Source organism: Pedobacter frigoris, assembly GCF_005116445.1.
GTDB classification, from domain to species: Bacteria; Bacteroidota; Bacteroidia; order Sphingobacteriales; family Sphingobacteriaceae; genus Pedobacter; species Pedobacter frigoris.
Map to the genome: position 1 here is coordinate 102178 of NZ_SWBQ01000005.1, position 24310 is coordinate 126487.

A 24310-nucleotide genomic window follows, 5' to 3' on the forward strand; every position below is an offset into this window, starting at 1 on the left:
CCAATTTACTATGCAGACAGGAGAAAACATACAGGCATTGCGCAAGATCGCAGACTTTACAAGGCTGCTGAGCCTTGTCATTCTTGCCATCCATTTTTACATCTTTTGTTATGCCGCATTCCAGGGCTGGCAATTAACGGCAGAACTTACAGACAATATTTTAGAGAAAATCAGCGCAATGGCCGTATTTAGAACAGAACTGCTATCCAAATCAGCAGCACTGCTTTTATTGATTGTTTCCCTGATTGCGGCAAAAGGAAAAAAGGATGAAAAAATCAGGAAGCAAACGATTATAACCTACCTGATAACAGGTTCATTACTATACAGCATCAGCCATTTCTTTTTAGGGCTGAATACTACGCCTGAAACAATTGCCTTGCTTTATATCGGCAGCACAAGTTTCGGTTACCTGCTGATGTTAGCGGGTGGCAATCTGCTTTCCCGTTTATTGCAAGTCAATTTAAGCGGGGATACCTTTAACAAAGACAATGAAACGTTTCCACAGGAAGAACGGCTGCTGGAAAATGAATATAGTATCAACCTGCCAACCAAATACCACTTAAAAGGAAACGTCAGGAATGGCTGGATCAATATTATCAACCCGTTCAGAAGTACGTTACTGTCTGGCTCTGCTGGTGCTGGGAAAACGTATTTTTATATTCGCCACGTCATCGACCAGCACCTAAAGAAAGGGTTTTCCATGCTGGTGTATGATTTCAAGTATAGCGATTTAAGCACAATGACCTATAACAAGTTGTTAAAATATGCAAAGAACTATAAAATAAAGCCCTCGTTTTACGTCATCAATTTTGACGATCTGATGCACAGATGTAATCCTTTAGAGCCACAAGGTATGACAGACATTACTGATGCTACTGAATCGGCTAGAACAATTATGCTTGGGCTAAATCGCGAGTGGTTGAAAAAGCAGGGTGATTTTTTCGTAGAATCTGCCATTAGCTTTTTAACAGCCCTGATCTGGTACTTAAGAAAGTATCAGGACGGAAAATACTGCACTTTGCCACATACCATTGAATTGATGATGACTGACTATAAGCGCCTGTTTACTGTGCTCAATGATGAGCAGGAGATACAAGCCCTGCTCAATCCTTTCATTTCAGCATGGGAAAAAGAAGAATGGGGACAACTCGAAGGACAGATCGGAAGTGCAAAGATCAGTATGGCAAGATTGGTGTCACCTAAACTCTATTATGTGCTGAGCGGTAATGATTTTACCCTTGACATCAATAATCCAGATGCGCCTAAGATTGTATGTTTAGGCAACAATCCGCAGAAATTGCAAACTTATGGAGCAGTGCTATCATTATATGTAAACCGTATTCTAAAACTGGTCAATCAAAAGGATAAACTCAAATGCAGCCTGATATTCGATGAATACCCCACTTTAGTTGCCGATTTGGTACCCACGATCACTACTGCCAGAAGCAATTTAGTCAGCTGTACGATTGGTATCCAGTCCATAGAGCAGGTAAAAAAAGAATACGGTGCAGAGCAGGCCAATATCATTGCAGGCATATCGGGTAACATCATCAGCGGGCAGGTAACCGGAGACAGTGCAAAAAAGCTATCAGAAACCTTTGGTAAAATTGTGCAGGACAGGCAAAGCCTGAGCATCAACAGCAGTGACACCTCTTTAAGTAAATCCACACAATTAGATTCTGCGATACCTGCCAGTAAGATCGCTTCCTTATCGTCAGGGCAGTTTGTCGGTATGGTGGCCGATAATCCGGATCAGAAGATTGAGCTTAAAATGTTTCATGCGGAGATCATTAACGATCATGCGGCAATTAAAGCAGAAGAAGATCTATACAAACCTTTACCAAAGATCAGAGCCGTAACCGATGAAGAAATTCAAGAGAATTATAGAAAGATCAAGGCAGACATTCAGGATTTGATTGCAGGGGAACTTGCGAAAATTTTGCCAGCGGTGACCGAACAAGAGGCAAAAAAAGAAAAAGAAAATCAGGGACAGCCTACAGCGAATGAGTCGCCCAGGCAAGTGGAGAAAAAAGTATCGCCTAAGCACCGGAAAACGCCAAAAAGAGAGAAGAAAAGTCTTTCGCTTTAATTTCAAGGAGGACGTTAAAGCGCATTTAATTCTCCGTTTCTTAACAATTCTCAAATAAAAATTTAATATTAGCGGAAATTCTGGGTAAATTTAATGTTAAGATACCCAGGGGACTAACTTTATTATGGCAAAAATGATTCATAAACTGATCAATGAGGCTGAACTGTTTGCAGGTCTTGCAAATGGTGACGAGAAAGCTTTTGAGATTATTTATCATCATTACAATAAGCGTCTGGCTCCATTTGTTCAAAAGACCGTTAAATTTCCCGAAATCACTGAAGAAATCATTCAGGATATTTTTGTGCAGCTTTGGATCAACAGGCATTTGCTCGCCCAGGTAGAACATCCTACAGCTTATCTCTTTAACATAGCGAAGAACAAAACCCTGAAATATTTAAAAAAGATCGCAAATGATACAAGGCTATTGGATAGGTTAACTTCGACAAGCCCTACATTCAGCAACGATACCGAAGAGCGGGTTATATTTCGGGAAAGTGCGGAAATTATCGAGTTGGCAGTTGCCGGACTGCCGGGTCAGCGGAAGCTGATCTGGGAGTTGAGCCGTAATGAAGGTTTATCACATGAAGAGATAGCCGAGCGATTAAATATTTCTAAAAATACCGTTAAAAATCAAATGGTTCATGCGCTGAAACATGTGCGGGGTTTCCTTGAAAACAGGGCGAGTATGCTATCGGCTTCGATTTTTTTCTTACTGAATAACAGATAGTTGCATTTTTATTTTTTTTTGAGTAGTCCTTGTTTGCCTTAAATGGATCACATCCCTTAAAGCAGGAAGTAGCGCACAACCAAAAATCAAGAAAATGAATATCGATCAATCCCGTATTAAATCACTTTTTCAAAAGCATTTGCAGGGTACCGCCTCGCCGGAGGAAATCCGTGAATTGTTCGATCAGATTGGTCAGGAAAAGAGCGACGAAGAGATACTTTCTTCTTTGGATTCGGAGCTTATGGAAACAGACCCGCTAAATCCCTATGAGAAGGAAAGATGGGATGCTGTTTTTGTGAAGGTTAAAGATGATGTTTCCGCTATTGAAGAAGAAGTTCCGGTAAGAAGGAGGAAATTTGGTTATGGGAAAGTTGGCATAGCCGCTGCGGTAGCTACCATTATCATTTCTGCCGGAATCTGGTTCCTGAAAAATCCGGCTAAAGAAAATCCAGATCAACAGTCTGCCTATATGAATGACGTTGCTCCTGGAAAACAAGGTGCAACACTGACTTTAGCTAACGGTAAAAAAATCAGATTGACTGATGCTGCCAATGGTGAACTGGCTAAAGAAGCAGGCGTAATAATTACCAAGACAGCCAACGGGCAACTGATCTATGAAATTAAAAATGAAAACACTGTATCTGATAAAATCAATATTTTAACCACCGATAACGGAGAGACCTATCAGGTGCGTTTGCCTGATGGCTCTTCCGTTTGGTTAAATGCAGCTTCAACACTAAAATATCCGGCATCCTTTGCAAAACTTAAAGACAGACGTGTAGAGCTTTCCGGTGAAGGGTATTTTGAAATTGCTAAAGACAAAGCACATCCATTTATCGTGAAAACAGCCGGGCAGGAAGTAGAAGTTTTGGGCACACACTTTAACATCAATAGCTATAATGATGAACCTGCAGTGGCAACTACTTTGTTGGAAGGCTCTGTGAAAGTTACCTCTGGTGACCAGAAACAAATCATCAAGCCCGGTGAACAAGCTGTCAATAATGGCGCAACGATTAAAATCGCCAAGGTCAATATTGACAATATAACGGATTGGAAAGATGGAGATTTCAATTTTGAACGTGCTGACTTTAAATCTGTAATGAGAAAGGTCTCCCGATGGTATAACGTGGAAGTCATCTACGATGAAGGCGTACCAAACGATATCGAGTCCCTAGGTTGGGTTTCAAGGGAAAAAAGTCTATCTAATGTGCTTAAAGCAATCGAAAATTCTGGTCAGGTACATTTTAAAATTGAAGGAAGGAAACTGTATGTATCAAAATGATCAGGATTATAAAAATATATCTCCCTATGTTGACAAGCGTATTAACAGATTTATTCACCTAAAAATCACACGGGAGATGAGAAGAATTCAACGACAGCAATGCTAACATAAGAACAAACCAGAAGTGAAGCACCCCTGGTTTGTGTTTGGACAATTAATAAAATATCAACCGTTTAACCGCAGAACGCCAACAGATTTCGACAGCCGGAGGCAAAACTGCACAGAACCAAACTTTACGTAAATGTATAAAAATTATACCAAGAAATCAGGTATACCCAAACGGCTATACCATAAAATATTGCTAATTATGCGATTAACCACCGTTATATTAATAGCATCCCTTATGCAGGTCAGCGCAGCAACGTTCGGCCAGCGAATTACCATTAATCAACAAAATGCGCCGCTTTCTTCTGTCCTTAAAGAAATCAGAAAGCAAAGTGGCTATGACATATATGCAGATAGCAAAGTCATATCCAAAGATCAAAAAGTTAGTGTAGCGCTCTCCGATGTTAGTCTCGAAGAGGCGTTAACAGCAACATTCAAGAATCTTAATATCACTTATAAAATCGATGGGAAAATCATTTCCATAAAAAGAAAAGAAAATCCTTCGTTTTTTGAAAACCTGGTTGCCCGATTTCAAGAAATTGATGTATCGGGGAAAGTGGTAGATGAGACCGGGAAGGGATTAGCTGGTGCTAATGTCAAAGTAAAGGGAACCAATAAGGTGACGACTTCCAATCAGGATGGAGAATTTCTCTTGCAGAAGGTGGAGGAGAATACCGTGCTGGAGATTTCTTATTTGGGGTATGTAACTAAAGAAATTAAGAGTTCCAAAAATTTAGGAATAATTCGGTTAGATGTTGCCACTTCAGATTTAGAAGAAGTGACTATTAATAAGGGATATTATACAACTACTAAAGAACTAAATACTGGTAATGTCAGCGAAGTGAAATCGGATGCTATCGCTCGACAACCTATTACAGATATATTGTCAGCGATACAAGGCAATGTACCTGGCCTCTTCATCCAACAGAACAGCGGTGTGGGCGGTCGAGAGTTTACCGTGAGGCTAAGGGGTCAAAACAGCTTGGGTAACGGAAATGAACCACTTTACATAGTTGATGGAGTTCCCTTTAATTCCACTCCCCTTAACTCTACTAGAGTTACTGTGGGAGCATCGTCTGTTTCCAGTCCTTTCGCCGCTATCAATCCCGCGGATATAGAAAGTATTCAGGTTTTGAAAGATGCAGATGCCACCGCTATCTATGGAAGCAGGGGTGCAAACGGGGTGATCATTATCAATACTAAGCGTGGCCAATCTGGGTCTACAACTGTAGATGTTAATGTGTACAGTGGAGTAGGAAATGTGACCAGAACTAGACCGTTACTAAACACCCAAGAATATCTCGGCATTCGGAGAGAGGCATTCAAAAATGATAATGCCACGCCAGGGCCCTCGGATTATGATTTGAACGGGACTTTTGCATTGGACAAGTATACCGATTGGCAGGAATTATTGATTGGTGGAACAGCCAAAGTAAATGATGCGCAGTTGGCTTTCTCTGGTGGTAGTCAGCAAACGAGTTTTAGATTTGCGGGAGGTTTTCATAAAGAAGGAACAGTATTTCCAGGAGATTTTTATACACAAAGGGCTTCTGGCTCTGCTGCTTTTGCTCATACATCAAAGAACAACAGACTGAAACTTGATTTTTCAGGGCTCTATGCAAATAACATCTCCAGATTACCTGGCACTGACCTCGCTCGTTTCATTTTCCTTGCGCCCAACTCGCCGGACGTTTATACAGAATCAGGCGGATTGAATTTTGCAAACTATACTTGGGTAAATCCGTTAATCACAGCAGTAGAGCAGAATCGGGAAGCCTCAAGTAATTTGAATACAAATGCTAAACTTTCGTTCCAGCCAGTTAAAGGGCTCTTTTTTAAAACAGGACTTGGCTTTAATTCAGTAAAATTTGATCAGACACACAAGCAGCCTACACCATCGTTCAATACTGAAGGGTTTACTGTCGAACAAATCAGGTTAAAAAGAACATACAACCTGAGTACAAGTAATTTGCAGACTTATGTACTTGAACCTCAACTCTCGTATACAACTAATATAAAAGGGGGTATGTTTGATGCAATTTTAGGTGGAACATACCAGGAAACTACTAACTCAAGGCTCTCCCAAAATGCCAGCGGTTTTGCAAATGATGAAGTCATGAATAATCTACTGGTAGCAACTGCTGTGTCAATAACAGAGAACCCCATTATTAAATACCGCTACAATGCTATTTACGGGAGGATAGGGTACAGTTATCAGCAAAAATACGTAATCAATTTGACCGGTAGGCGTGATGGAAGCAGCAGATTCGGTCCAGGCAAACAATTTGGAAATTTCGGTGCTGTTGGCGCCGCCTGGTTATTTGGGAAAGAAGATTTTTTTAAGAACTTTCCAATTCTTAGCTCCGGAAAATTGCGGGCCAGCTTTGGTACAACCGGAAATGATAAGTTGGTCGATTATCAATATTTGAGTACCTATACTGGTTATGCTTTTACTTATCAGGGCAATCCTTCCCAATTTCCTAGCCAGTTAACCAATCCCTACTTTGCATGGGAACGTGTCAATAAACTAGAGGTTGGCATGGATGTGGGAATGATGGACGAGCAGATTAATATTACGGCTAGCTGGTATAGAAACCGAACTATCAATCAGCTTGTTGGGTATAGCTTATCAGAAGTGACAGGCTTTAAAAGTATTCAAGCCAATCTTCCTGCGGTTTTGCAGAATAGTGGCGTAGAAATGGAAGTTAGTTTTGATCTACAGAAGAAACGAGGACTGAATTGGAATACATCACTTAACCTCACATTTCCACGCTCAAAATTGGTCGCCTATCCTAACCTCGCGGGCTCAGGAACCTATGCGAACAGATATGAAGTTGGAATGCCTTTAGAGATAAGAAAATTGTACAGGTACACCGGTGTAGACCCTAATACGAAGCTATTTACTTTTGAAGATGTGAATAAGGATGGATTAATTAGTAGCCCACAAGATTTGCGAATATCTAAGATCGGTCAGGATTTCTACGGAGCCTGGAATAATAATGTTACTTACAAGAGGCTGCAACTGGATGTAGTTGTAACTTTTGCAAAGCAAACAGGAGCCATTACACCATTTAATAATTTACCAGGAGCTTATGGTGGGGGAACTGGAAATCAACTGAAATCCATATTGAATGGTGAAGACTATCCTCAGTCTTACTCTCAGAATTTTACAACCCCAATCGCAAACCAAATGTTGTTATACCGTTTTAGCGATAGTCAGCTAGCTGATGCTTCCTACCTCCGTTTACGTAATGTATCCTTGTCTTGGAAGTTCAGTGAAGACTGGAAATTTATGCGATTGGGAAAAGTATTTATTCAATGCCAGAATCTGTTAACCATCACCAATTTCCAGGGTCTCGATCCAGAAACATCACGCATTGCCTATCAGGATGTAGTGCCGCCGCTTCGAGTTGCAACGTTAGGATTGCAGTTTATGCTCTAACCATTTATAACCTCATTATTATGAAAAAATATATCATATTATACTTCAGTCTCCTTGTGATGATCGCTCAAGGGTGTAAGGAATTGACAGATGTAGGTGTGCCTAATGATAAAGTAGTCACAGCCAATGTATTTGTGAATGATCAATCTGCAATTTCGGCTCTAACCTCGATTTATGCACGTATGCATCAAATTGGAAATATGCCTTATAATATTGCTTTGCTGACAGGTTTCTATGGAGATGAACTTAAAAGTTATTCTTCAACTGTTTCTTTAGTGCAAGTATATACTAATAGCGTTAAACCTTTAAATGATGTGTCGCCAAATATATGGGCGGTAGGTTTCAATCATATTTATCAGGCAAATGCGGTTTACGAAGGCTGTGAGGCATCACAATCGCTTACTCCAGTAGTGAAGCAACAACTCATCGCAGAAGCCAAATTTATACGGGCATTCTGGCATTTTTATTTGCTGAACCTTTATGGAAATATTCCAGTTGTAACTAGTACAGATTATACCGCAAATAATTCCGCGCATGCCGCTGATCCTACCATGGTCTACAAGCAAATTGTATCAGATCTTAAGGATGCTGAAGCATTGCTCAATGAAAACTACGTTGCTGGAAACTCCGTCTCTACATCAATAGAGCGTGTCCGCCCAAACAAAATGGTAGCAAAGGCATTATTGGCAAGGGTGTACCTTTATATGAAAGACTATACAAACGCTGAGATAAAAGCCACAGAGTTAATTTCAAGCAGTGTTTATCAGATGGATTCTTTTGCTAACGTATTTTTGAAAACAAGCAAGGAAGCCATATGGCAGATTGCTGTACCTCTTTCAAACGCAGGTATAGGATCAAATTTGGAGGCGTCAAACTTCATACTCACGGCAAAGCCAGCAAGTGGTCTAACTAGAAATGCAACTCTTAGCACATCACTACTGTCGAGTTTTGAAATTGGTGATCTACGTAAAGCAAACTGGACAAAGGAATTTAAAGATATGTCTGTTACACCAAATGTTAGTTATGTCTATCCCTTCAAAATGAAAGTAAATATAACTTCTTCGGCTCCCCCAGAATACGCCACACCCTTGCGCTTAGCGGAACAATACCTAATTAGAGCTGAAGCAAGGGCTTCGCAAAACAAACTTGATCTGGCAATCGCTGACCATGATATAATCCGTAAAAGATCCGGGTTATTACCGATCGCAGAAACAAATCCTACGATCAGCCAGCTCAACCTTATTTCCGCAATCTTCCAAGAAAGACGGGTTGAACTATTTACGGAATGGGGCCATCGATGGCTGGATATAAAAAGAAACGAAAGTGCAAATGGCATTATGACTGCCGCAGCAATTGAAAAGGGGACTGTTTGGAGCAGTCATAAACTACTATGGCCAATTCCGTTTAGCGATATCCAAAACAATCCAAATCTTAAGCAGAACCCAGGGTATATAAATCAATAAAACTTAAACAGATGAAACACACGTTGAAACTACTTATTGTTACTATTTTTTACATATCTGTTACCTCTCTGAGCTATGCTCAGGGAGGTATCAAGATCGGAGAATCTTTTCCGGATTATACATTCTTGGACACAGATCATTTTAAACAAAAAACATTTAGCACAAAAGATTTTCGTGGAAAATGGTTGGTTCTAGATTATTGGAGCGTATGGTGTGGAACGTGTATCAGCAGCATGCCAAAAATGAGCAAGATGCAATCCGAATTACAAGATCAGGTTCAAATTGTAATGGTTGGTAAGTTCTATAATAACAGAACATCCGATGATTTAAAAGCAACGAAGAAGTTGTTCGAAAAAGTTCGAAAGGAAAAAAATTTGAATCTAACCGTCGCTTACGACACCATTCTTTCTAAAACGTTGAACGTGGGCGGGATGCCAGACATTTTTGTGATAGATCCCAATGGGATTCTTAGAGCAAGGGTTGGCGGTGATTTTAATTTATCAGTTCTTAAACAAATCATGAATGGAAATAGTGAGGAATTATTAAATGTAATGAATATAAAAGGTAAAGAAGAATTTGATAAAAAGTTTAAAAATCGAAGTGAAAGACAAAACAATATACTTAGAAATGATCTGGATTATCCATTACTATCGCCAATGAACGATACATCAAAAGCTAAGTACTTGTATAGGAGCATAATCCTGCCACATAGCAAGGAGTTTCTTAATGGCGGTAGAACGGAAGGAAATGGACGATTAGAGTTTATCAATTGGCCTTTAGTTGAGTTATATAGACTTGCATATTTTGGGCGTCACTACTGGCATATGCAAACTTGGAAACAGGATAACGATCCAGCTGCGCTTTCCCTTCATAATGAATACTGGTTGGACCCAATTCTGGCAATAACAGATTCCTCAAAATTTATTTCGCAATATAAATTGGATAATCTATACACCTATAGTTTATGGTATCCCAAGATCTACCAAAAGGATATTTACGACCCTCAGCCTTGGTTAATTAGAAATCGGCCAGATTTAATGAAAAATATGCAAGATGCACTTAAAGTAGCTTTCGGATATAATGTTTCTATAGAACAGCGGAGGAAACCTTATTATAGATTAGTTGCTCATAATGATATAAGGGATAAAATACAGACTAAAGGTGGGGAAACGAAGCGTATTAGCCTAGGTAGATATAAAGGAATAAATATCCAAAACAGCCCGATCAGTATATTAATCGAATATTTTTTCGGCGTTCCCGGCTTTAATATTAGAATGCCTTTTGTTGATGAAACCAATATTGATTATAATATTGATATAGAACTTCAAGGTGGAAATCTCGAGGAAATTAGAAGAAGTCTTAGAAAAAATGGCTTAGATCTAGTTGAAGGGGAAAAAGATATGAAGGTTTTGGTTATCAGCGATGCGGGATCTAAAAAATTTGATTGATCTATCAGGAACGACCATTAAAATTCTCAACCTACTCTTTAAATAAATTACTATTCAACTTATATCATGAAAAAAATACTAAAATGGCTAATGGTCATACTGGTCTATTTGACATATTTACAAAGTGACGTCGCAGCACAATCTGTTAACATCGGAAAAGACCCAGTAATTGGAGAAAAATTTCCTGAATATGAGTTTGAGGAACTTGATAATTCTGAAAAACCCAAAATAGATGGCGGTACTTACAAAGGAAAGTGGATGGTGCTTGATTTCTGGAGTGAGTGGTGCGGGAGTTGCATCAGGAGCATGCCTAAAATGACTAAAATTCAGGAACAATTTAAAGAGAAAGCCAAAATCATTATGGTCGGCACCTATGCCAATTCAAAGTATTCCAGCGTAAAATCCATGAAAGATATCTACGCCAGGATGGTTAAATCATTCGGAGTAAATTTGACCATTGCATATGATGATAAATTAGAAACTCTATTAAACGTAAGACGATTGCCAGATATTTTCATCATTGATCCTGATGGAATTCTCCGGGCCAGGATTTCGACCCTAACCCCGGAATATTTAGATGCAATTATGCATGGCGAAAAAAAAACAGAAGGAGTTGATGTAAATTCAAAGGTTAATAGGAATAAGGCATATGTGAAATTCGATGCGAATAAGCCACTGTTGGTAGCTGACAATGGGGGAAACGATTCTAACTTTGTTTTCAGATCTATCATTGTGCCACATAGTGATTTAACCCCTCCCTATAGGTTAATATTTAAGCCTGGCAGGATGGAAATAATTGACGTGCCGCTAACTGTACTCTACAAATTTGCAATGTGGGGTGTTGGGTACTGGGATATTGGAGACAAACAATTGTATGAAAACTGTTATTCAAACCCCATTTTGTCACTAAAAGATTCCGCGGATTTCTATACAGCTGTAAAGCTTCAAAAATATTACAGCTATAGTTTTATTTATCCGGTGAAGCACGTTAATAAGAAAATGAATCTTGCTGATCCAAAAGACAATCCGGCATTGCAATCGAGGATTTTGTATGAGTTAAACAGCAATTTTGGTTATAATGTAAGAACAGAGAAAAGAATGATGCCTTGTTATCGGTTATCATACAAAAGTAAAGGTAAAAAGTCAATCATTACTTTCGGCGGATCGCAAAAATACGAAAAGTTAAAAGGATCATGGGCTGGGATAAAACTAGTTAACTATCCGGTTAAAACGCTTATAGAATATATTTACTATGCATGTAGGGGTAGTCTAGGGTTAGATTCTGCAATTCCAATCATTAACGAAACCGGGATTTCAGAAAATGTGGATATTGAAGTTTGGGGAACTTCGTTTTCGGATATCCAAGTCGACCTGGAAAGAAATGGTTTCAGCCTTAAACTGGATAAAAAAGAAATGGAATGTGTTGTAATTTCTTATCGTTAAGCTAAAAAGAATTAATCTGATTAAGATTAGAACAGTGGATCAAAAACTAAACGTTACAGTAATAATTTCTCATTGCGAGAACAATAGGAAATCCAGAAATTCTTCTAAAAGGATGTTTTAAATTTAAATTACGTATAAAGACAATTTGATTTCCTGATGCTAACCCATTGATCAACTCAATAGAATATTACTGCAGTAGTAGGGCAAGTCATCCCCCCTTTAGTGGATGACAATAATTTCTAAATTTTATAAAGTTATGAAAGTCAAAAATTTCTTTCTTGCATGCATTTGTGTATTGTCAGTGATCTCTGCTTTTGCATTTAAGCCGACGGTCAAAGAACCTAAACTAATGTTGAAAAGGTGCAGTTTTCCCAATCCATATGACCCGGAGTCATGGTGTTATATTGATAACATGACCGACGATGATTGTGCTATATTAAATACAGGATCTCAATGTACAGTTTGGGTTTCATGGTATGGTGCATATGTACCAGCTTTTGCTAATGATTCATGGATTCAATGTAGCGAACCTTTATATCATCCGTACTAAATTATAACTTTATAGACTCGGTAAAATATTGCCGAGTCTTAAACTTTTAAGAATGTTAAAGGCGAGAATAATTATTTTACTTAGTTGTATGTTAGCGGGGACGCTTATCGTGTTGTCGCTTTATACTTTCTCTGAATACAGAAGCAATCGGCGTAACGGATTTGTACGCCAATACCCTTCCAAGAAAGTGGAAGGGATCCGATTTATCGATCTGCGGTACACAGGATTTTATATTGCAGGCTGTTATGCTGATACACTATATTTCGGGCATACTAGAAATAAATTCACTTTGTTTATGGTAGCTTTAAGTACCAGAGATACGGCTAGTATACGTTTAAGAACAAGCCTAGACTTGAAATTGTATGACGGGAATTACCTACGCACTGATGGCAACAATCTTTACATTTTTGATGGGATTAAGCAGGAAATAGTATCAGGGAAAATAGGTGTATTCTCGCTCGATAAAACTGAAAAGTCTCCGTCGTTTACCGCTGCCTTGCCTATAGAAAACGACAGCAGGATATTGCGTGTGATGAACAAGAAGAGGGTATATACACTGATAAAACAAAGCGGGGCAAACGTGCAGGATAAGCATTACGTACTGGAAGCTCAGGGTGATGGCACATTTAGTACCGATGGGATGCTGGTTAAATGCAGTGATAGTAGCTTTTTTTACGTGTATTATTATCGCAACCAGTTTTTGCATATGGATAAAGATATGGATCTGTTGTACAAGGGTAAAACCATTGACACGGTAAGCTATGCAAAGATCAAATTGGGCAAGATAGAAAACGGGCGAGCAATTACTTTTGCAGCGCCGCCTTTGTATGTGAACAAGCATTGCGCTGCCAACGAAAAGTACCTGTTTGTCCATTCAGCCCTGAAAGCGGATAATGAGATCAAAAAAGCCTGGGATAGCTCGTCAGTAATAGATGTATATACTGTCAGAAATGGTAAATACCAATTCAGTTTTTATATATCGAACAAGAAAGACCAGAAGCTGAAGGATTTTAAGGTATATGGTGATACCCTGGTGGCCTTATATGAGAATTTCATTTATACCTATAAACTGAAGTTTTAAACGATGAAGAAAAAAGACATATTAATTGAGTTGAGCTGCGGTTTATTCATTGTATTAATGCTATATGCTGCTACCAGCAAGTTAATAGATTATTCCACTTTCAGGATAGAACTAGGCAAATCTCCTGTGTTAACCTTGTTTGCTAAATATGTAGCATGGTTTATTCCTGTTTTAGAAATCGTAATTGCACTGCTATTGTGTTTAGAGAGAACGCGTTTGTTTGCCTTATATGCGTTTGTTAGTATCATGACTATGTTTACTGCATATATCACTATGATATTAAACTATAGTAGTTACATACCATGCAGTTGCGGAGGAGTCTTGCAGAACATGAATTGGAATCAGCATCTGATATTTAACGGGTGTTTTGCATTGGTTGCATGCGTTGTTGTGTTGATTTATCCTATAAAGGAAACACAAACCAAGAGTTGATTAAACAAATGGAATGAGTTAAAAGATAATTGAGATAGTATTACTTCAATTGAAAATAAATTATGAAAATAAAATTAGTTATAATCTTATTGCTATTTCTTAAAATGGGCGCGAATGCACAGATTGAGAAGCCAATCAAATGGAGTTATGCGGCAAAAAGAATTTCTCCAACAGAAGTTTTATTGTATTTAAAAGCCGATATAGCAGTCGGCTGGCATATTTATTCGGTAAATCAGAAAGAGGGCGGGCCAGAGCGGACAAACTTTAGTTTCTTATTCTCAAAAGACTTCTCCGTGATTGGCAAGATCCAGGAACCAAAACCAGTAAAAAAGCATGAAGAGGTATTTGATATGGATGTCTTCTATTTTGAGAAATCTGTTTTGTTTACTCAGAAGATCAAATTGAACAAGGGAGAGGCCGTTGTCAAGGGGAAAGTCAGTTTCATGGCCTGTACCGATAAAGAATGCCTGCCGCCTGATGAAGTTGAGTTTTCAATTCCGATAAAATAACCTGAAAATATATGATTTTTAACCGCTTTTATAAGAAAGGCCAGCTATGCTTATGGATAATCCTTTTAATAGGATTTGCATCTTGTAAAGTTATTCAGGACGCAAAAGAAAGTAGTATCCTTTATGATTGGGAACTGGGTGTGCTTGTCGACAAAGGATTGATACTGGAAACTTTGAATGGTAAGGATGTGAACATCGTGCAAGCAAGTGAGGTAGCCGAACCATTAGGTTATAGGCTAGTCATGAGGTCGCAGAATGAATTTTATATGGATGCTTTAAGGAATAGGTTGCTCGCAACGGGCGCTTTACAGGTATCACTAATTAAAAGAAGCTATTGAATAGATGAAAATACAATTAAAGACTTTAGGTTAAATTAGTTAATTAGCACGTTCTGAATGGATTTTCAGACGTGCTTTTTTATTTCACAACGGATTCAAATTATTATAAAACGCAGTTACTCAAGCATCAGCCTTATGAATACAGTTGGCAAAAAACTTGAATTTTTTAGATTGAAACACCAATTTACACAAAAACAGGTGGCGATGGTATTAAATATACCTGTTGAAAAATATAGTGCATTTGAAAGTGGCGCCAGTGACATTAGCGCCGTACAGCTGGCCAGGCTTAGCGAATATTATGAAGTGAAAATCGATGCCTTCTTTTCATCGTCAGAAGAGAAATCTGAAATGGTAAAAGCTATAGGAAACCATGGCTTGACTGAAACCAAGGTAAACAAAGTACCTGCGGCTCGTGGCCCGAAAAAGGTAGCAAAAGCAAGAAAAACCAAGAGAATGGCAAATACCAGCAATACGCCACTTACCCAACAATATGATGAACACGCTGAAGGAAACAGTGAGGAACAGCAACTGATCACACTGCTGGCCAATATCATCGTAGAAAGCACCATGAGGGAGCTCGACGACCTTAACAAACTAGAAAAATCCCCAGGCGGTTACCATTACGAAGAGAAAAAAGCCTGCGTGATCTGCGGAACTGTCGTTTCAGGGGAAATGTCCTGGTACGACCGGAACGGTCTGAAATGCATCCACTGCCAAAAAGCGATCAATGAGCAGGTCATACCCTACTGGGTCACCAAATCTAAAGACAGTTTTTATACCGAGATCCAACTGGAGCTTGATTTCGGAATGAAGGGAAAAGTACTGAATGCTTTTAAAAAAGCCGGGCTGATCCATTCCAGAGTGATTCCTAAAGCCGAAGGAACAGGAAAGCATTTTGAGCTTTTTTTAAGGAGCGATAACCGGGATTTCCTGCCGCCCCACAAAAAGCTTAGGATCGGAGGTCCGGTAAAAGAAATCAATGCAGATGGCCTGGAAGAATATGTATTGTCCTATCCCTGGTATTATTTTGTCGATCCCATCGAACATTTAAAAGATTACGGAATCTCTAATTATATGCGCTTTGTACCCGAGAAGGATCTGCTAGAGGATACGGAGCAAGACCACTAATTATATTATCCTATTAATAAATCACTTTTACACAATCATTACCTATGAGAGAACACAAAGAAATTATCAGGAAATTATTTAAAATTTTATGCAGTTATAAAGAGCAGCCTTTGGAACTGGAAGCCCGGCTAAACGAAGTGATGACAGGTAAATTTTATCCTGTTCGTGAGCCGCTTTATGAAAAGGATGATACGGTAACGGATGCGTTGTTTGTGGCGGTTGGTTATGTTGTTCTTTATGGTTTTGATGCACTTGGGGATAGGCAGGTGCTGAACATCTATGTTCAGGATACCATTGTGGCGGGTAAAAGCTTTACGGAACAAAAACCTTCCAAATTTGAACTGGTGGCTTTGGCTGGGGCGTACGTGATGAAGATCGGTGCAGATCACATGACTGAAGTCTATGCGGATTTTTCAGATGCGGAAGAATTGGCCAGGTTAATTATGGCGGATATGGCCGAAAAAGATCTCGATCGTCTGCACCTGCTGAAAAGGGATGCGGAAACGGTCGTGCTGGATTTTTATACCCGTTTCCCGGAGTTTTTCATGGATAACCTGATGACGGATGCTGATATTGCTTCTTATCTGCTGATCAGTGAAAGTACACTACGCAACACCAGAGCGAAACTGATTAAAGAGGATAAGCTTTAATAAATCAACAGGAGTAAAAGATGTTGGTTGATGTTTAGGAATCTGTCTGAAAATCACATTTTTAGCAGTCCTGTTTTCGGGAGTTTGTGCATTTTCGTTTATTAAAAAAACTGACATGAGAAATACCATTAAATTGAAGATGCGAGCGATAGGGTTTTACCCAAGCGATTTATTTATCTTTACAATTCTTAAACTGATAACACGACACAGATATACCTGAGTTAATATATAATATTTGATTGCATCACTTCTTATCCCGGAATGTAAAACTGGTAATTTTAAACGAAACGGGAACAAGTGCAATGCCTGCGACAGCGCGGGCTTGCTTGTTCTGTTTCAGGGTATACCAGTACCTTCATTCCAGTTCAGGTTTTGCCCTCGCTGTCACTGGCAGCAATCTTCGCTACCTGCTTCCCGCAGGTTCAAGGTATACCTGAATAAATAACCCTTTTTACTAATCATACCAGACACCGCCAAAATGGTGCGGGGATTACTATGAATTTTTTAACTGAATATAAACGTTAACGGATCAAGCTTATGGATATAAATCTACACATCGCTTGCTGATGTAGTTCCGGTCACGCGAAGTTGACTGGCATCGGCTGGCATTTATTAAATCTATGCCCATGTTTAACAAATTTTATGATGCCCTTTATTCGCAGCTTTGCACTGCATTGTCTTTAATTCTTAGCGGCCATTCTGATCCTGTAAAGCGCCTTTCGGCGGCAATGGCCGAGATCGGCAAAATTCTTTCCCTGCTCAGGGAAAAAGTACTGTCCATTCCTTTTCCTTCCAATGAAATAGAGATCCTTTTCTTTAAGACCATCAAACCCAAATTTCTCGCGCAGAAGATATTTCATTTTGAATTGTACGGGCTGGATATGAATAGTCCAGTCGGGACAAAGGATATGCTGCTTGCGTATTACAATATCGAGTTAGCCTATATCGAGCGCTTCTTTTCATTGCACGCTGCAATTTACCATTACTATCGTACCAGGGGCAGAGAGATGGACAGCATGTATTTCGTGCGTGGTGTTGAAATTCCTTTGGTGCTAATTCCCGAAATGCCTGAAATAGACCCGCTGTATTCCACATCGATGGATCACCTGTTTGCTAAGTTCATGGCCTACGAGCTTTTGCAGAAAGAAATCTTAAAACGAATTGGCCTTTTGGACGGTTCCCTGGTTGCTGTACCAGCCTTAGCTGATCTGCCGGATTTTGGTATCAAGTGGACGGGTAAGATCGTGAACCTGGGTGAGCTGATCTATGGGCTGTATTATACAGGCCAGTTTAACAATGGTAATGCGCAGCTTGCGGAAATCGTGACTTTGTTTGAGCAGATGTTTCAGGTGAAGATCAAAGATGTGCATCATACGTTTGGAGAGATCAGGGAGCGCAAGGTGAGCAGTCCAACGAAATTTATCGATTCAATGGCTGCCAGTATCCGCCAACGTGTCGATGAAGATTTAAAATATAAGCCCGTTAAAAGCGGATTTTGAGCCGTACAGCTGTTAATCTTTCCCCATACAAACCCCTCTTGGGAAAGGAAAATTTGACCTAAGCCAACCTTTGTTTCGTCCCGGACAATTCCGTTCGGGACTTAAAAACAAAGGCTTATGTTATCAAATTTTAGCTGGTTGGAGTATGGAACTTTTACGCTGGTTTCCCTGCTCATTTATTACTCGGTTGTTCTGTTGCTGTATTACAGGCAGGAAATTAAAACGTTTGCTGGTTCGCTCTCGTCGCGTTCCGGTAAAGCTGGAACAGGCGGGAAAGAAAAATTAATCCCCGAAAAAAAAGAGGAAGCAGAATTGCTGGGCAAAGCGGTTCTGGAAGACGGCCTGAGCAGTGTCAGCCTGGATGATCTTGATTTTGGTGGTACTGAAAACACCGGAATGATGCAGGGCGATCTGGCCGACTGCATGGAAGAAATTGGCTTTACGGTTAAACTGGCTTTGGAAAAAGGCTGGAATAAAAAGAAGCTGATGGGTTCGTTCTTTGAAATTGCTGAATGCTACAAAGAAGTTTTTAATTCCAAATTGCGCGGGGAACTGATCGGCCATATCGCTGCCCAGTGCAGGGAAAAGCTGGAACTGGAAATTACCGAAGCGGAACTGCTTTCGGAATTGTCTGCTAAGGTGACCGGCTGGAACAAGCTGATTGCCGGAGGTGCTGCTATTCTCGCATTTTTTGCTCAGGCTGCCTATTCACAAGATGGGAATCAAGGTATCGCCGAAGCGACCAACAAAGTAGCAGGATATTTTGATACCGGGACTGACCTGATGTATGCCATCGGTGCTATTATGGGCTTGGTAGGGGCGGTTAAAGTGTATTCAAAATGGAATGCCGGAGAACCGGATACGGCTAAAGTTGCAACCGCATGGTTTGGCAGCTGTATCTTTTTGGTGGTGGTGGCTACTGTCCTTAAATCCTTTTTTGGGATATGAGCAGCGTCTATCAGATCAATAAAGGCATTGGCCGTCCAATTGAATTTAGAGGATTAAAAGCGCAGTACATCGGCTTTTTAGCTGGCGGACTGGTCGGATTGCTGTTGCTATTTGCTGCCTTGTACATCTGCGGATTGAATTTGTATATCTGTATTACAGTCATTGGAGGATTAGGAACCGCCCTTTTTATGACGGTGATCCGCATGAGCCATAAATATGGGGAATACGGGTTATTGAAGAAGAATGCGAAGCGTAGTATTCCCTCCGCGCTGGTTTCGCGCAGCCGCAAATTATTCACCCACTTAAACATTTCTGTATGTCAAAACCGATAGATTTTTCTAGCATTTTCCCAATCTACAAGGTGGAACATGGTTGCATTATTTCTATGCAGGGAGATTTGACGGTGGTATTTAAGGTAGACCATGCGGATATTTTTACGCTGGGATCGGCAGAGTATGAAGCCGGGCATCATACCTGGGTAAAGGCTTTAAAAACGTTGCCGATCGGTACGGTAGTGCATAAGCAGGATACTTTCATCAGGACCAGACACAAGGCAGACCTTAACCCCAATTTTACATTTTTGACCCTTTCGGGTGAAAAAGCATTTGACGGGCGGGTGTACCTGGATCATAGCTGCTACATGATGATCACCAAAAAGCCGGAAGACCGCAGAACAGCGACCAGCGGTTATTCGGGACTGATGCGCAAAAGTATTGCGCCAAAGCAGACTACCAGTCCGGCTCTGTTTGCTGACTTTATGGAAAAGGTCGGTGCCTTTGAACGGATATTATCAGATAGTGGTTTGGTGAACCTGCGGCAGTTAACGGACGATGAACTTGCCGGAACTACGGGTAAAATCGGGATCATTGAATCATATTGCTCGCTCATTGGTATGGGCAAAAGGCCGCTTTTGCGGGATGTACAACTGAAAGACGGGATCAGGATCGGTGAAAACCATTGCCAGCTTTTTTCGCTGGCCGATGTGGAAGACCTGCCTTCGCTTTGCGGAAGCAGGGTAAACTATGATAAGTATAGCACCGATAAGAGCAAGTTCAGTATTGGTTTTGCCGCACATCTGGGTTTACTGCTGGACTGTAACCACCAATATAACCAGTTTCTTTTTATTGGTGATCCGCAAAAAACGATCAAGGAACTGGAAGCCAAAAAGCTGCGCCTGCATTCCCTTTCGGCTTATTCCCGCGAGAATGCGGTAAGTAGGGATGCGGTAAACGACTTTTTAAATGAAGCCGTCGCCTCGGGGAGATTGCCCGTAAAGGCGCACTTTAATGTGATGGCCTGGACTGCTGATAAGTCCGAATTACAGGAAATCCGCAATAAGGTCAGCTCGGCAATGGCTTCAATGGATGCGGTAACCAAACAGGAAATCGATGGAGCGGCGCAAATCTGGTGGGCGGGCATTCCAGGAAATGCAGCTGATTTTCCGGTCAATGACACCTTTGATACATTCGTGGAACAGGCCAGCTGCTTTCTGAATATGGAGAGCAATGCCAAATCTGACGGTTCGGGTATCCGCTTTGGAGACCGGAATTTCGGCAGGCCAGTGTATTTAGACCTGTTTGATGGCCCCATGAAATCTGGGCTGATCACGAACCGCAACCTGTTTGTCTGCGGGGGTAGTGGCGGGGGTAAATCAATGGGCATGAACCACATGCTACGCACGCTCTATGACCAGGGGACACACTGCGTCACTATCGATATTGGTGGCAGTTATAAGGGGCTATGCGAACTGGTCGGCGGGTACTATTTTACCTATACCGAAGATAATCCGATAAAATTCAATCCCTTTTATATCGGAAAGGACGATGTGCTTGACATCGAAAAAAAAGAAAGCCTGAAGACACTGTTACTGGCGTTATGGAAGCGGGACGGCGAGAATTTCAGCCGTTCGGAGTATGTTGCAATCTCCGGTGCCATTACCCTGTACTATGAACATTTAGCGGAAAACTCGAATGTCTTTCCCGGCTTTAATTCCTTTTACGATTTCCTGATGCTGGAATATATGCAGGTGATGGAAAATGGCAAAGTCAAAGAAAAAGACTTTGATCTGGGTAACCTGCTCTATGTGCTGAACCCCTATTATAAGGGTGGCGAATTTGACTATTTGTTAAATGCTACAGAGAATTTGGACTTGCTCAATGAACGCTTTATTGTGTTCGAGCTGGACAATATCCGCTCGCATGAGGTACTTTTTCCGGTGGTAACCATCATCATAATGGAAATGTTCATTTCCAAGATGCGCAAGCTTAAAGGGCAGCGCAAGATTATCACGATTGACGAGGCATGGATCGCTATTGCCAAGACAGGAATGAGCCATTTTATAAAATATTTATATAAAACGGTTCGCAAATTCAACGGAATCGCTGCACTGATTACCCAGGAGGTAGATGATCTGATTTCCTCACCCATCATCAAAGAGACGGTGATCAACCTGTCAGATACCAAAATTTTGCTGGATATGCGCAAGTTCATGAACAAGTTTGATAAGCTGCAAGAGACTTTGGGACTGTCTGATAAGGCTAAGACGATGCTGCTATCGGTCAACAAGGCCAATGAAAAAGGCAAAAACTACCGTGAAGTATTTATAGATCAGGGCGGGCAGAAGCTAAGCGTTTATCGTAACGAGTTATCCGTTGCCGAATACCTTGCCTATACGACCGAGGAAAGCGAAAAGCTGAAGGTCATGGAATATGCCCAGAAGTATGGTAGTATGGAAAAAGGTATCACAATACTGGCAAATGAGCTTCGCCAAAAAGAAGGCTCTGGTAACCATTAAACAATTGAAATAATTATGAAACGTATAAAAATCAGGTTATTTAGCTGCGTTGCAGCGCTGCTGTTTTTCGCATCCTGCGAAAACAGCACGAAATCTTACATCGATGGCACCTATGCCAGTTATGAATCGGGTGAATACAGTATTTCCAAAGACACGCTGGTTATTATGCCCTATGGCGATAAAGGCGATTATCAGGTGATCCGAAAGTCAAGCTTCCAAACAGTACGGAATGGGAAGCTCCAGCCCAAGGAACAAAAGATCCGAGAGTATATGGGACGGTTCGATCCGAAAACCAAAATGCTCATTATCGATGCGCAGGGAAAGAAGATCAGCTTCTTTCCCGATAAAAACAGCCTCCTATTGATGCAGCGTGAATATCACAAGGTGGTTAAGCAATAACAGAGGGCAGCTTATGAGAAAATTATTAAACAAAACTAAGGTCTTCATGGTAGTGATGCCGTTGAGCCTTGTGGTACTGCTGGTAGCATTGCCCACCAAACAGGTTTCCGCGCAACTGGCTATAGCCGAAGTGATCAAGGCGGGGGTAAAAAAAGTGATCAAAGCCATTGACCTGAAAGTGCAGCGTTTGCAGAACCAGACCATTTGGCTGCAAAATGCACAAAAGGTTTTAGAAAACACCCTGTCTAAACTGAAGCTGACAGAGATTGCGGACTGGACGACCCGCCAGAAAGAGCTGTATAGTAAATACTTTGACGAACTGGCAAGGATCAAATCAGCCATTGCCTATTACCAGCGGGTCAAGGACATTACCCAGCGGCAGGTTGATATTGTAAACGAGTACAGGCAGGCAAAGAGCGTGTTTGCCAGGGACAAACATTTCAGCATTGATGAATTGGGGTATATGGAAGATGTCTATAGGGGTATTTTGGATGCCAGCCTGAAAAATATCGACCAGCTTTTGTTAGTCGTAAACTCCTTTAAGGTGCAAATGGATGACGCAAAAAGGTTAGAGATTATTGAACAGGTAGCAGTCAAAATCGACCAGAATTATCAGGACTTAAAACAGTTCAACACCCGCCAGATCAGGCTAAGCCTGGACAGGTCAAAAGAGGCTGGTGAGCTGAATAGCATAAAAAAACTGTATGGGATCGAGTAGGAAAATATGTGGGTTGATAGTGCTGGTTGCACTATCCCTGCAAAACCTGTCCAGTTCCGCCCAAACCTGGGGTGAGATTTTCAGTCAAAAGAAAACGCAGAAAAAATACCTGCTCCAGCAGATTGCGGCACTTCAGGTTTATATTGGCTATGCTAAAAAGGGCTATGATATTGTAGGCAGCGGCATTCATGCCGTAAAGGGTATTACTAATGGCGAATTTAGCCTGCACCGGGGTTTCTTTGCTTCACTTGCAGCGGTAAATCCGAATATTAAAAACAGTGCGGCCGTTGGCGAGATCATTAATAGCGGTTTAGGCATCATTTCAGTCCTAAAAACCTGGAAAGCATCGGAGCTAAATGCGGCCGATTGGGGCTATGTGTTCTTAGTCAAAGCGAACCTGTTAGCAGAATGCGCTACCGATCTGGAAGAATTGTTTGTAGTGATTACTTCGGGTAAGCTGGAAATGAAGGACGATGAACGTTTGGGGCGACTGGAAAGCATTCGGCTATCCATTCAGGATAAGTACGATTTTGCGCTGGCCTTTACCGCAGATTTGCAAATGCTGATCCGCGGGCGAGCAAGAGAAGAGGAATCCATCAATCAGATAAGGAGGTTACATGAGGTTAATTAAAATCATCCTATTGGGGTTATGTCTTTGTGGGATTGCTACGCCCCCTTTGCGGGCGCAATCTACGGAAGTGCAACAGTTGCTGTTGAATGTAGAAAAGCTCTCGCAGTTTAAAAATATCCTGAAGGATATGAAAGCCGGCTACCAGATCATCAGTACCGGATATAATGCAGTTCGGGATATTTCAAAAGGTAATTTCTCTTTGCATGAGACTTTCCTTGACGGCCTGATGGCAGTAAGTCCCCAGGTGAGAAAGTACCATAAGATTGCGGGTATTATTAAAATGCAGGGCAATATCCTTTCCGAGTACAAAGTGGCATTCAGTAAATTCAAATCTGGCGGGCAGTTTACTGTTCAGGAGGTGGATTATATGGCTTCGGTTTACGGGCAGCTGAATAAGCAAAGTCTGCAAAATCTGGATGCCCTGCTGATGGTGATTACTGCCGGAGAGCTCCGTATGTCCGATGATGAAAGGCTGAAAGCCATAGATGGCATTTTTGCAGATATGCAGGAGAAGGTATTGTTCCTGCGACATTTTAATACGCAAGGTATTGGCATATCCCGGCAGCGGACTTTGGAACAGAAAGACGTTGGGTCGATGCAGGAATTGTTTAAGTCAAACCCTTAAAATTTTTAA

Annotated in this window: 21 protein-coding genes; all 21 read left to right on the plus strand. The window is 40.9% G+C overall.

What is annotated here, in order from left to right; genetic code table 11:
• The first annotated feature begins 10 nt into the window (after positions 1 to 10).
• The 21 genes from mobC (at position 11) to FA047_RS16660 (ending at position 24301) form a co-directional block, all read left to right on the plus strand.
• A complete protein-coding gene (gene mobC, locus FA047_RS16560; RefSeq protein ID WP_136837204.1) occupies positions 11 to 2089 on the plus strand; it encodes a conjugal transfer protein MobC in 2079 nt (692 codons plus the stop codon).
• 124 nt (positions 2090 to 2213) lie between these two features.
• On the plus strand, positions 2214 to 2816 hold the full coding sequence (locus tag FA047_RS16565) for an RNA polymerase sigma-70 factor (RefSeq protein WP_136837205.1): 603 nt from the start codon (positions 2214 to 2216) through the stop codon (positions 2814 to 2816).
• Positions 2817 to 2910: 94 nt separating this feature from the next.
• On the plus strand, positions 2911 to 4098 hold the full coding sequence (locus tag FA047_RS16570) for a FecR family protein (protein WP_136837206.1): 1188 nt from the start codon (positions 2911 to 2913) through the stop codon (positions 4096 to 4098).
• Positions 4099 to 4441: 343 nt separating this feature from the next.
• A complete protein-coding gene (locus FA047_RS16575) occupies positions 4442 to 7645 on the plus strand; it encodes a SusC/RagA family TonB-linked outer membrane protein (RefSeq protein ID WP_169304437.1) in 3204 nt (1067 codons plus the stop codon).
• A 20-nt stretch (positions 7646 to 7665) separates the two neighbouring features.
• Complete coding sequence (locus FA047_RS16580) at positions 7666 to 9108, plus strand: RagB/SusD family nutrient uptake outer membrane protein (RefSeq protein ID WP_169304438.1); 1443 nt, start codon at positions 7666 to 7668, stop codon at positions 9106 to 9108.
• Positions 9109 to 9119: 11 nt separating this feature from the next.
• The gene (locus tag FA047_RS16585; protein WP_136837209.1) at positions 9120 to 10556 is read left to right on the plus strand and encodes a TlpA family protein disulfide reductase; all 1437 of its coding nucleotides are present in this window, start codon (positions 9120 to 9122) and stop codon (positions 10554 to 10556) included.
• A 66-nt stretch (positions 10557 to 10622) separates the two neighbouring features.
• Positions 10623 to 11999 carry a TlpA family protein disulfide reductase gene (locus FA047_RS16590; RefSeq protein ID WP_136837210.1) on the plus strand — a complete coding sequence of 459 codons (1377 nt, stop codon included), beginning with the start codon at positions 10623 to 10625 and terminating at the stop codon, positions 11997 to 11999.
• 638 nt (positions 12000 to 12637) lie between these two features.
• A complete protein-coding gene (locus tag FA047_RS16595; RefSeq protein WP_136837211.1) occupies positions 12638 to 13630 on the plus strand; it encodes a hypothetical protein in 993 nt (330 codons plus the stop codon).
• Between the two features lie 3 nt (positions 13631 to 13633).
• Positions 13634 to 14062 (plus strand): MauE/DoxX family redox-associated membrane protein, encoded by a 429-nt coding sequence (locus FA047_RS16600; RefSeq protein ID WP_136837212.1) that lies wholly within the window; start codon positions 13634 to 13636, stop codon positions 14060 to 14062.
• A 62-nt stretch (positions 14063 to 14124) separates the two neighbouring features.
• Positions 14125 to 14571 (plus strand): protein-disulfide reductase DsbD N-terminal domain-containing protein, encoded by a 447-nt coding sequence (locus FA047_RS16605; protein WP_136837213.1) that lies wholly within the window; start codon positions 14125 to 14127, stop codon positions 14569 to 14571.
• Between the two features lie 11 nt (positions 14572 to 14582).
• Complete coding sequence (locus tag FA047_RS16610) at positions 14583 to 14909, plus strand: hypothetical protein (protein WP_136837214.1); 327 nt, start codon at positions 14583 to 14585, stop codon at positions 14907 to 14909.
• Between the two features lie 135 nt (positions 14910 to 15044).
• Complete coding sequence (locus FA047_RS16615) at positions 15045 to 16037, plus strand: helix-turn-helix domain-containing protein (protein WP_225872763.1); 993 nt, start codon at positions 15045 to 15047, stop codon at positions 16035 to 16037.
• 44 nt (positions 16038 to 16081) lie between these two features.
• The gene (locus FA047_RS16620; RefSeq protein WP_136837216.1) at positions 16082 to 16687 is read left to right on the plus strand and encodes a Crp/Fnr family transcriptional regulator; all 606 of its coding nucleotides are present in this window, start codon (positions 16082 to 16084) and stop codon (positions 16685 to 16687) included.
• 626 nt (positions 16688 to 17313) lie between these two features.
• Positions 17314 to 18186 carry an RteC domain-containing protein gene (locus tag FA047_RS16625; RefSeq protein WP_169304440.1) on the plus strand — a complete coding sequence of 291 codons (873 nt, stop codon included), beginning with the start codon at positions 17314 to 17316 and terminating at the stop codon, positions 18184 to 18186.
• A 657-nt stretch (positions 18187 to 18843) separates the two neighbouring features.
• A complete protein-coding gene (locus FA047_RS16630) occupies positions 18844 to 19134 on the plus strand; it encodes a DUF4134 domain-containing protein (RefSeq protein WP_225872780.1) in 291 nt (96 codons plus the stop codon).
• Positions 19131 to 19466, plus strand: a complete 336-nt coding sequence (locus tag FA047_RS16635) for a DUF4133 domain-containing protein (protein ID WP_136837218.1) — start codon at positions 19131 to 19133, stop codon at positions 19464 to 19466. The genes FA047_RS16630 and FA047_RS16635 overlap by 4 nt, the downstream gene beginning before the upstream one ends.
• Positions 19451 to 21928 carry a TraG family conjugative transposon ATPase gene (locus tag FA047_RS16640; RefSeq protein ID WP_136837219.1) on the plus strand — a complete coding sequence of 826 codons (2478 nt, stop codon included), beginning with the start codon at positions 19451 to 19453 and terminating at the stop codon, positions 21926 to 21928. The genes FA047_RS16635 and FA047_RS16640 overlap by 16 nt, the downstream gene beginning before the upstream one ends.
• A 15-nt stretch (positions 21929 to 21943) precedes the next feature.
• The gene (locus FA047_RS16645) at positions 21944 to 22327 is read left to right on the plus strand and encodes a hypothetical protein (protein ID WP_136837220.1); all 384 of its coding nucleotides are present in this window, start codon (positions 21944 to 21946) and stop codon (positions 22325 to 22327) included.
• 13 nt (positions 22328 to 22340) lie between these two features.
• Entirely contained in the window at positions 22341 to 23045 is a 705-nt protein-coding gene (locus tag FA047_RS16650; protein WP_225872764.1) for a conjugal transfer protein TraI, read from the plus strand.
• Complete coding sequence (locus FA047_RS16655; protein ID WP_136837221.1) at positions 23032 to 23676, plus strand: hypothetical protein; 645 nt, start codon at positions 23032 to 23034, stop codon at positions 23674 to 23676. The genes FA047_RS16650 and FA047_RS16655 overlap by 14 nt, the downstream gene beginning before the upstream one ends.
• Positions 23663 to 24301, plus strand: a complete 639-nt coding sequence (locus FA047_RS16660) for a TerB family tellurite resistance protein (protein WP_136837222.1) — start codon at positions 23663 to 23665, stop codon at positions 24299 to 24301. Before FA047_RS16655 ends, FA047_RS16660 begins: the two co-directional genes overlap by 14 nt.
• Positions 24302 to 24310 lie beyond the last annotated feature (9 nt).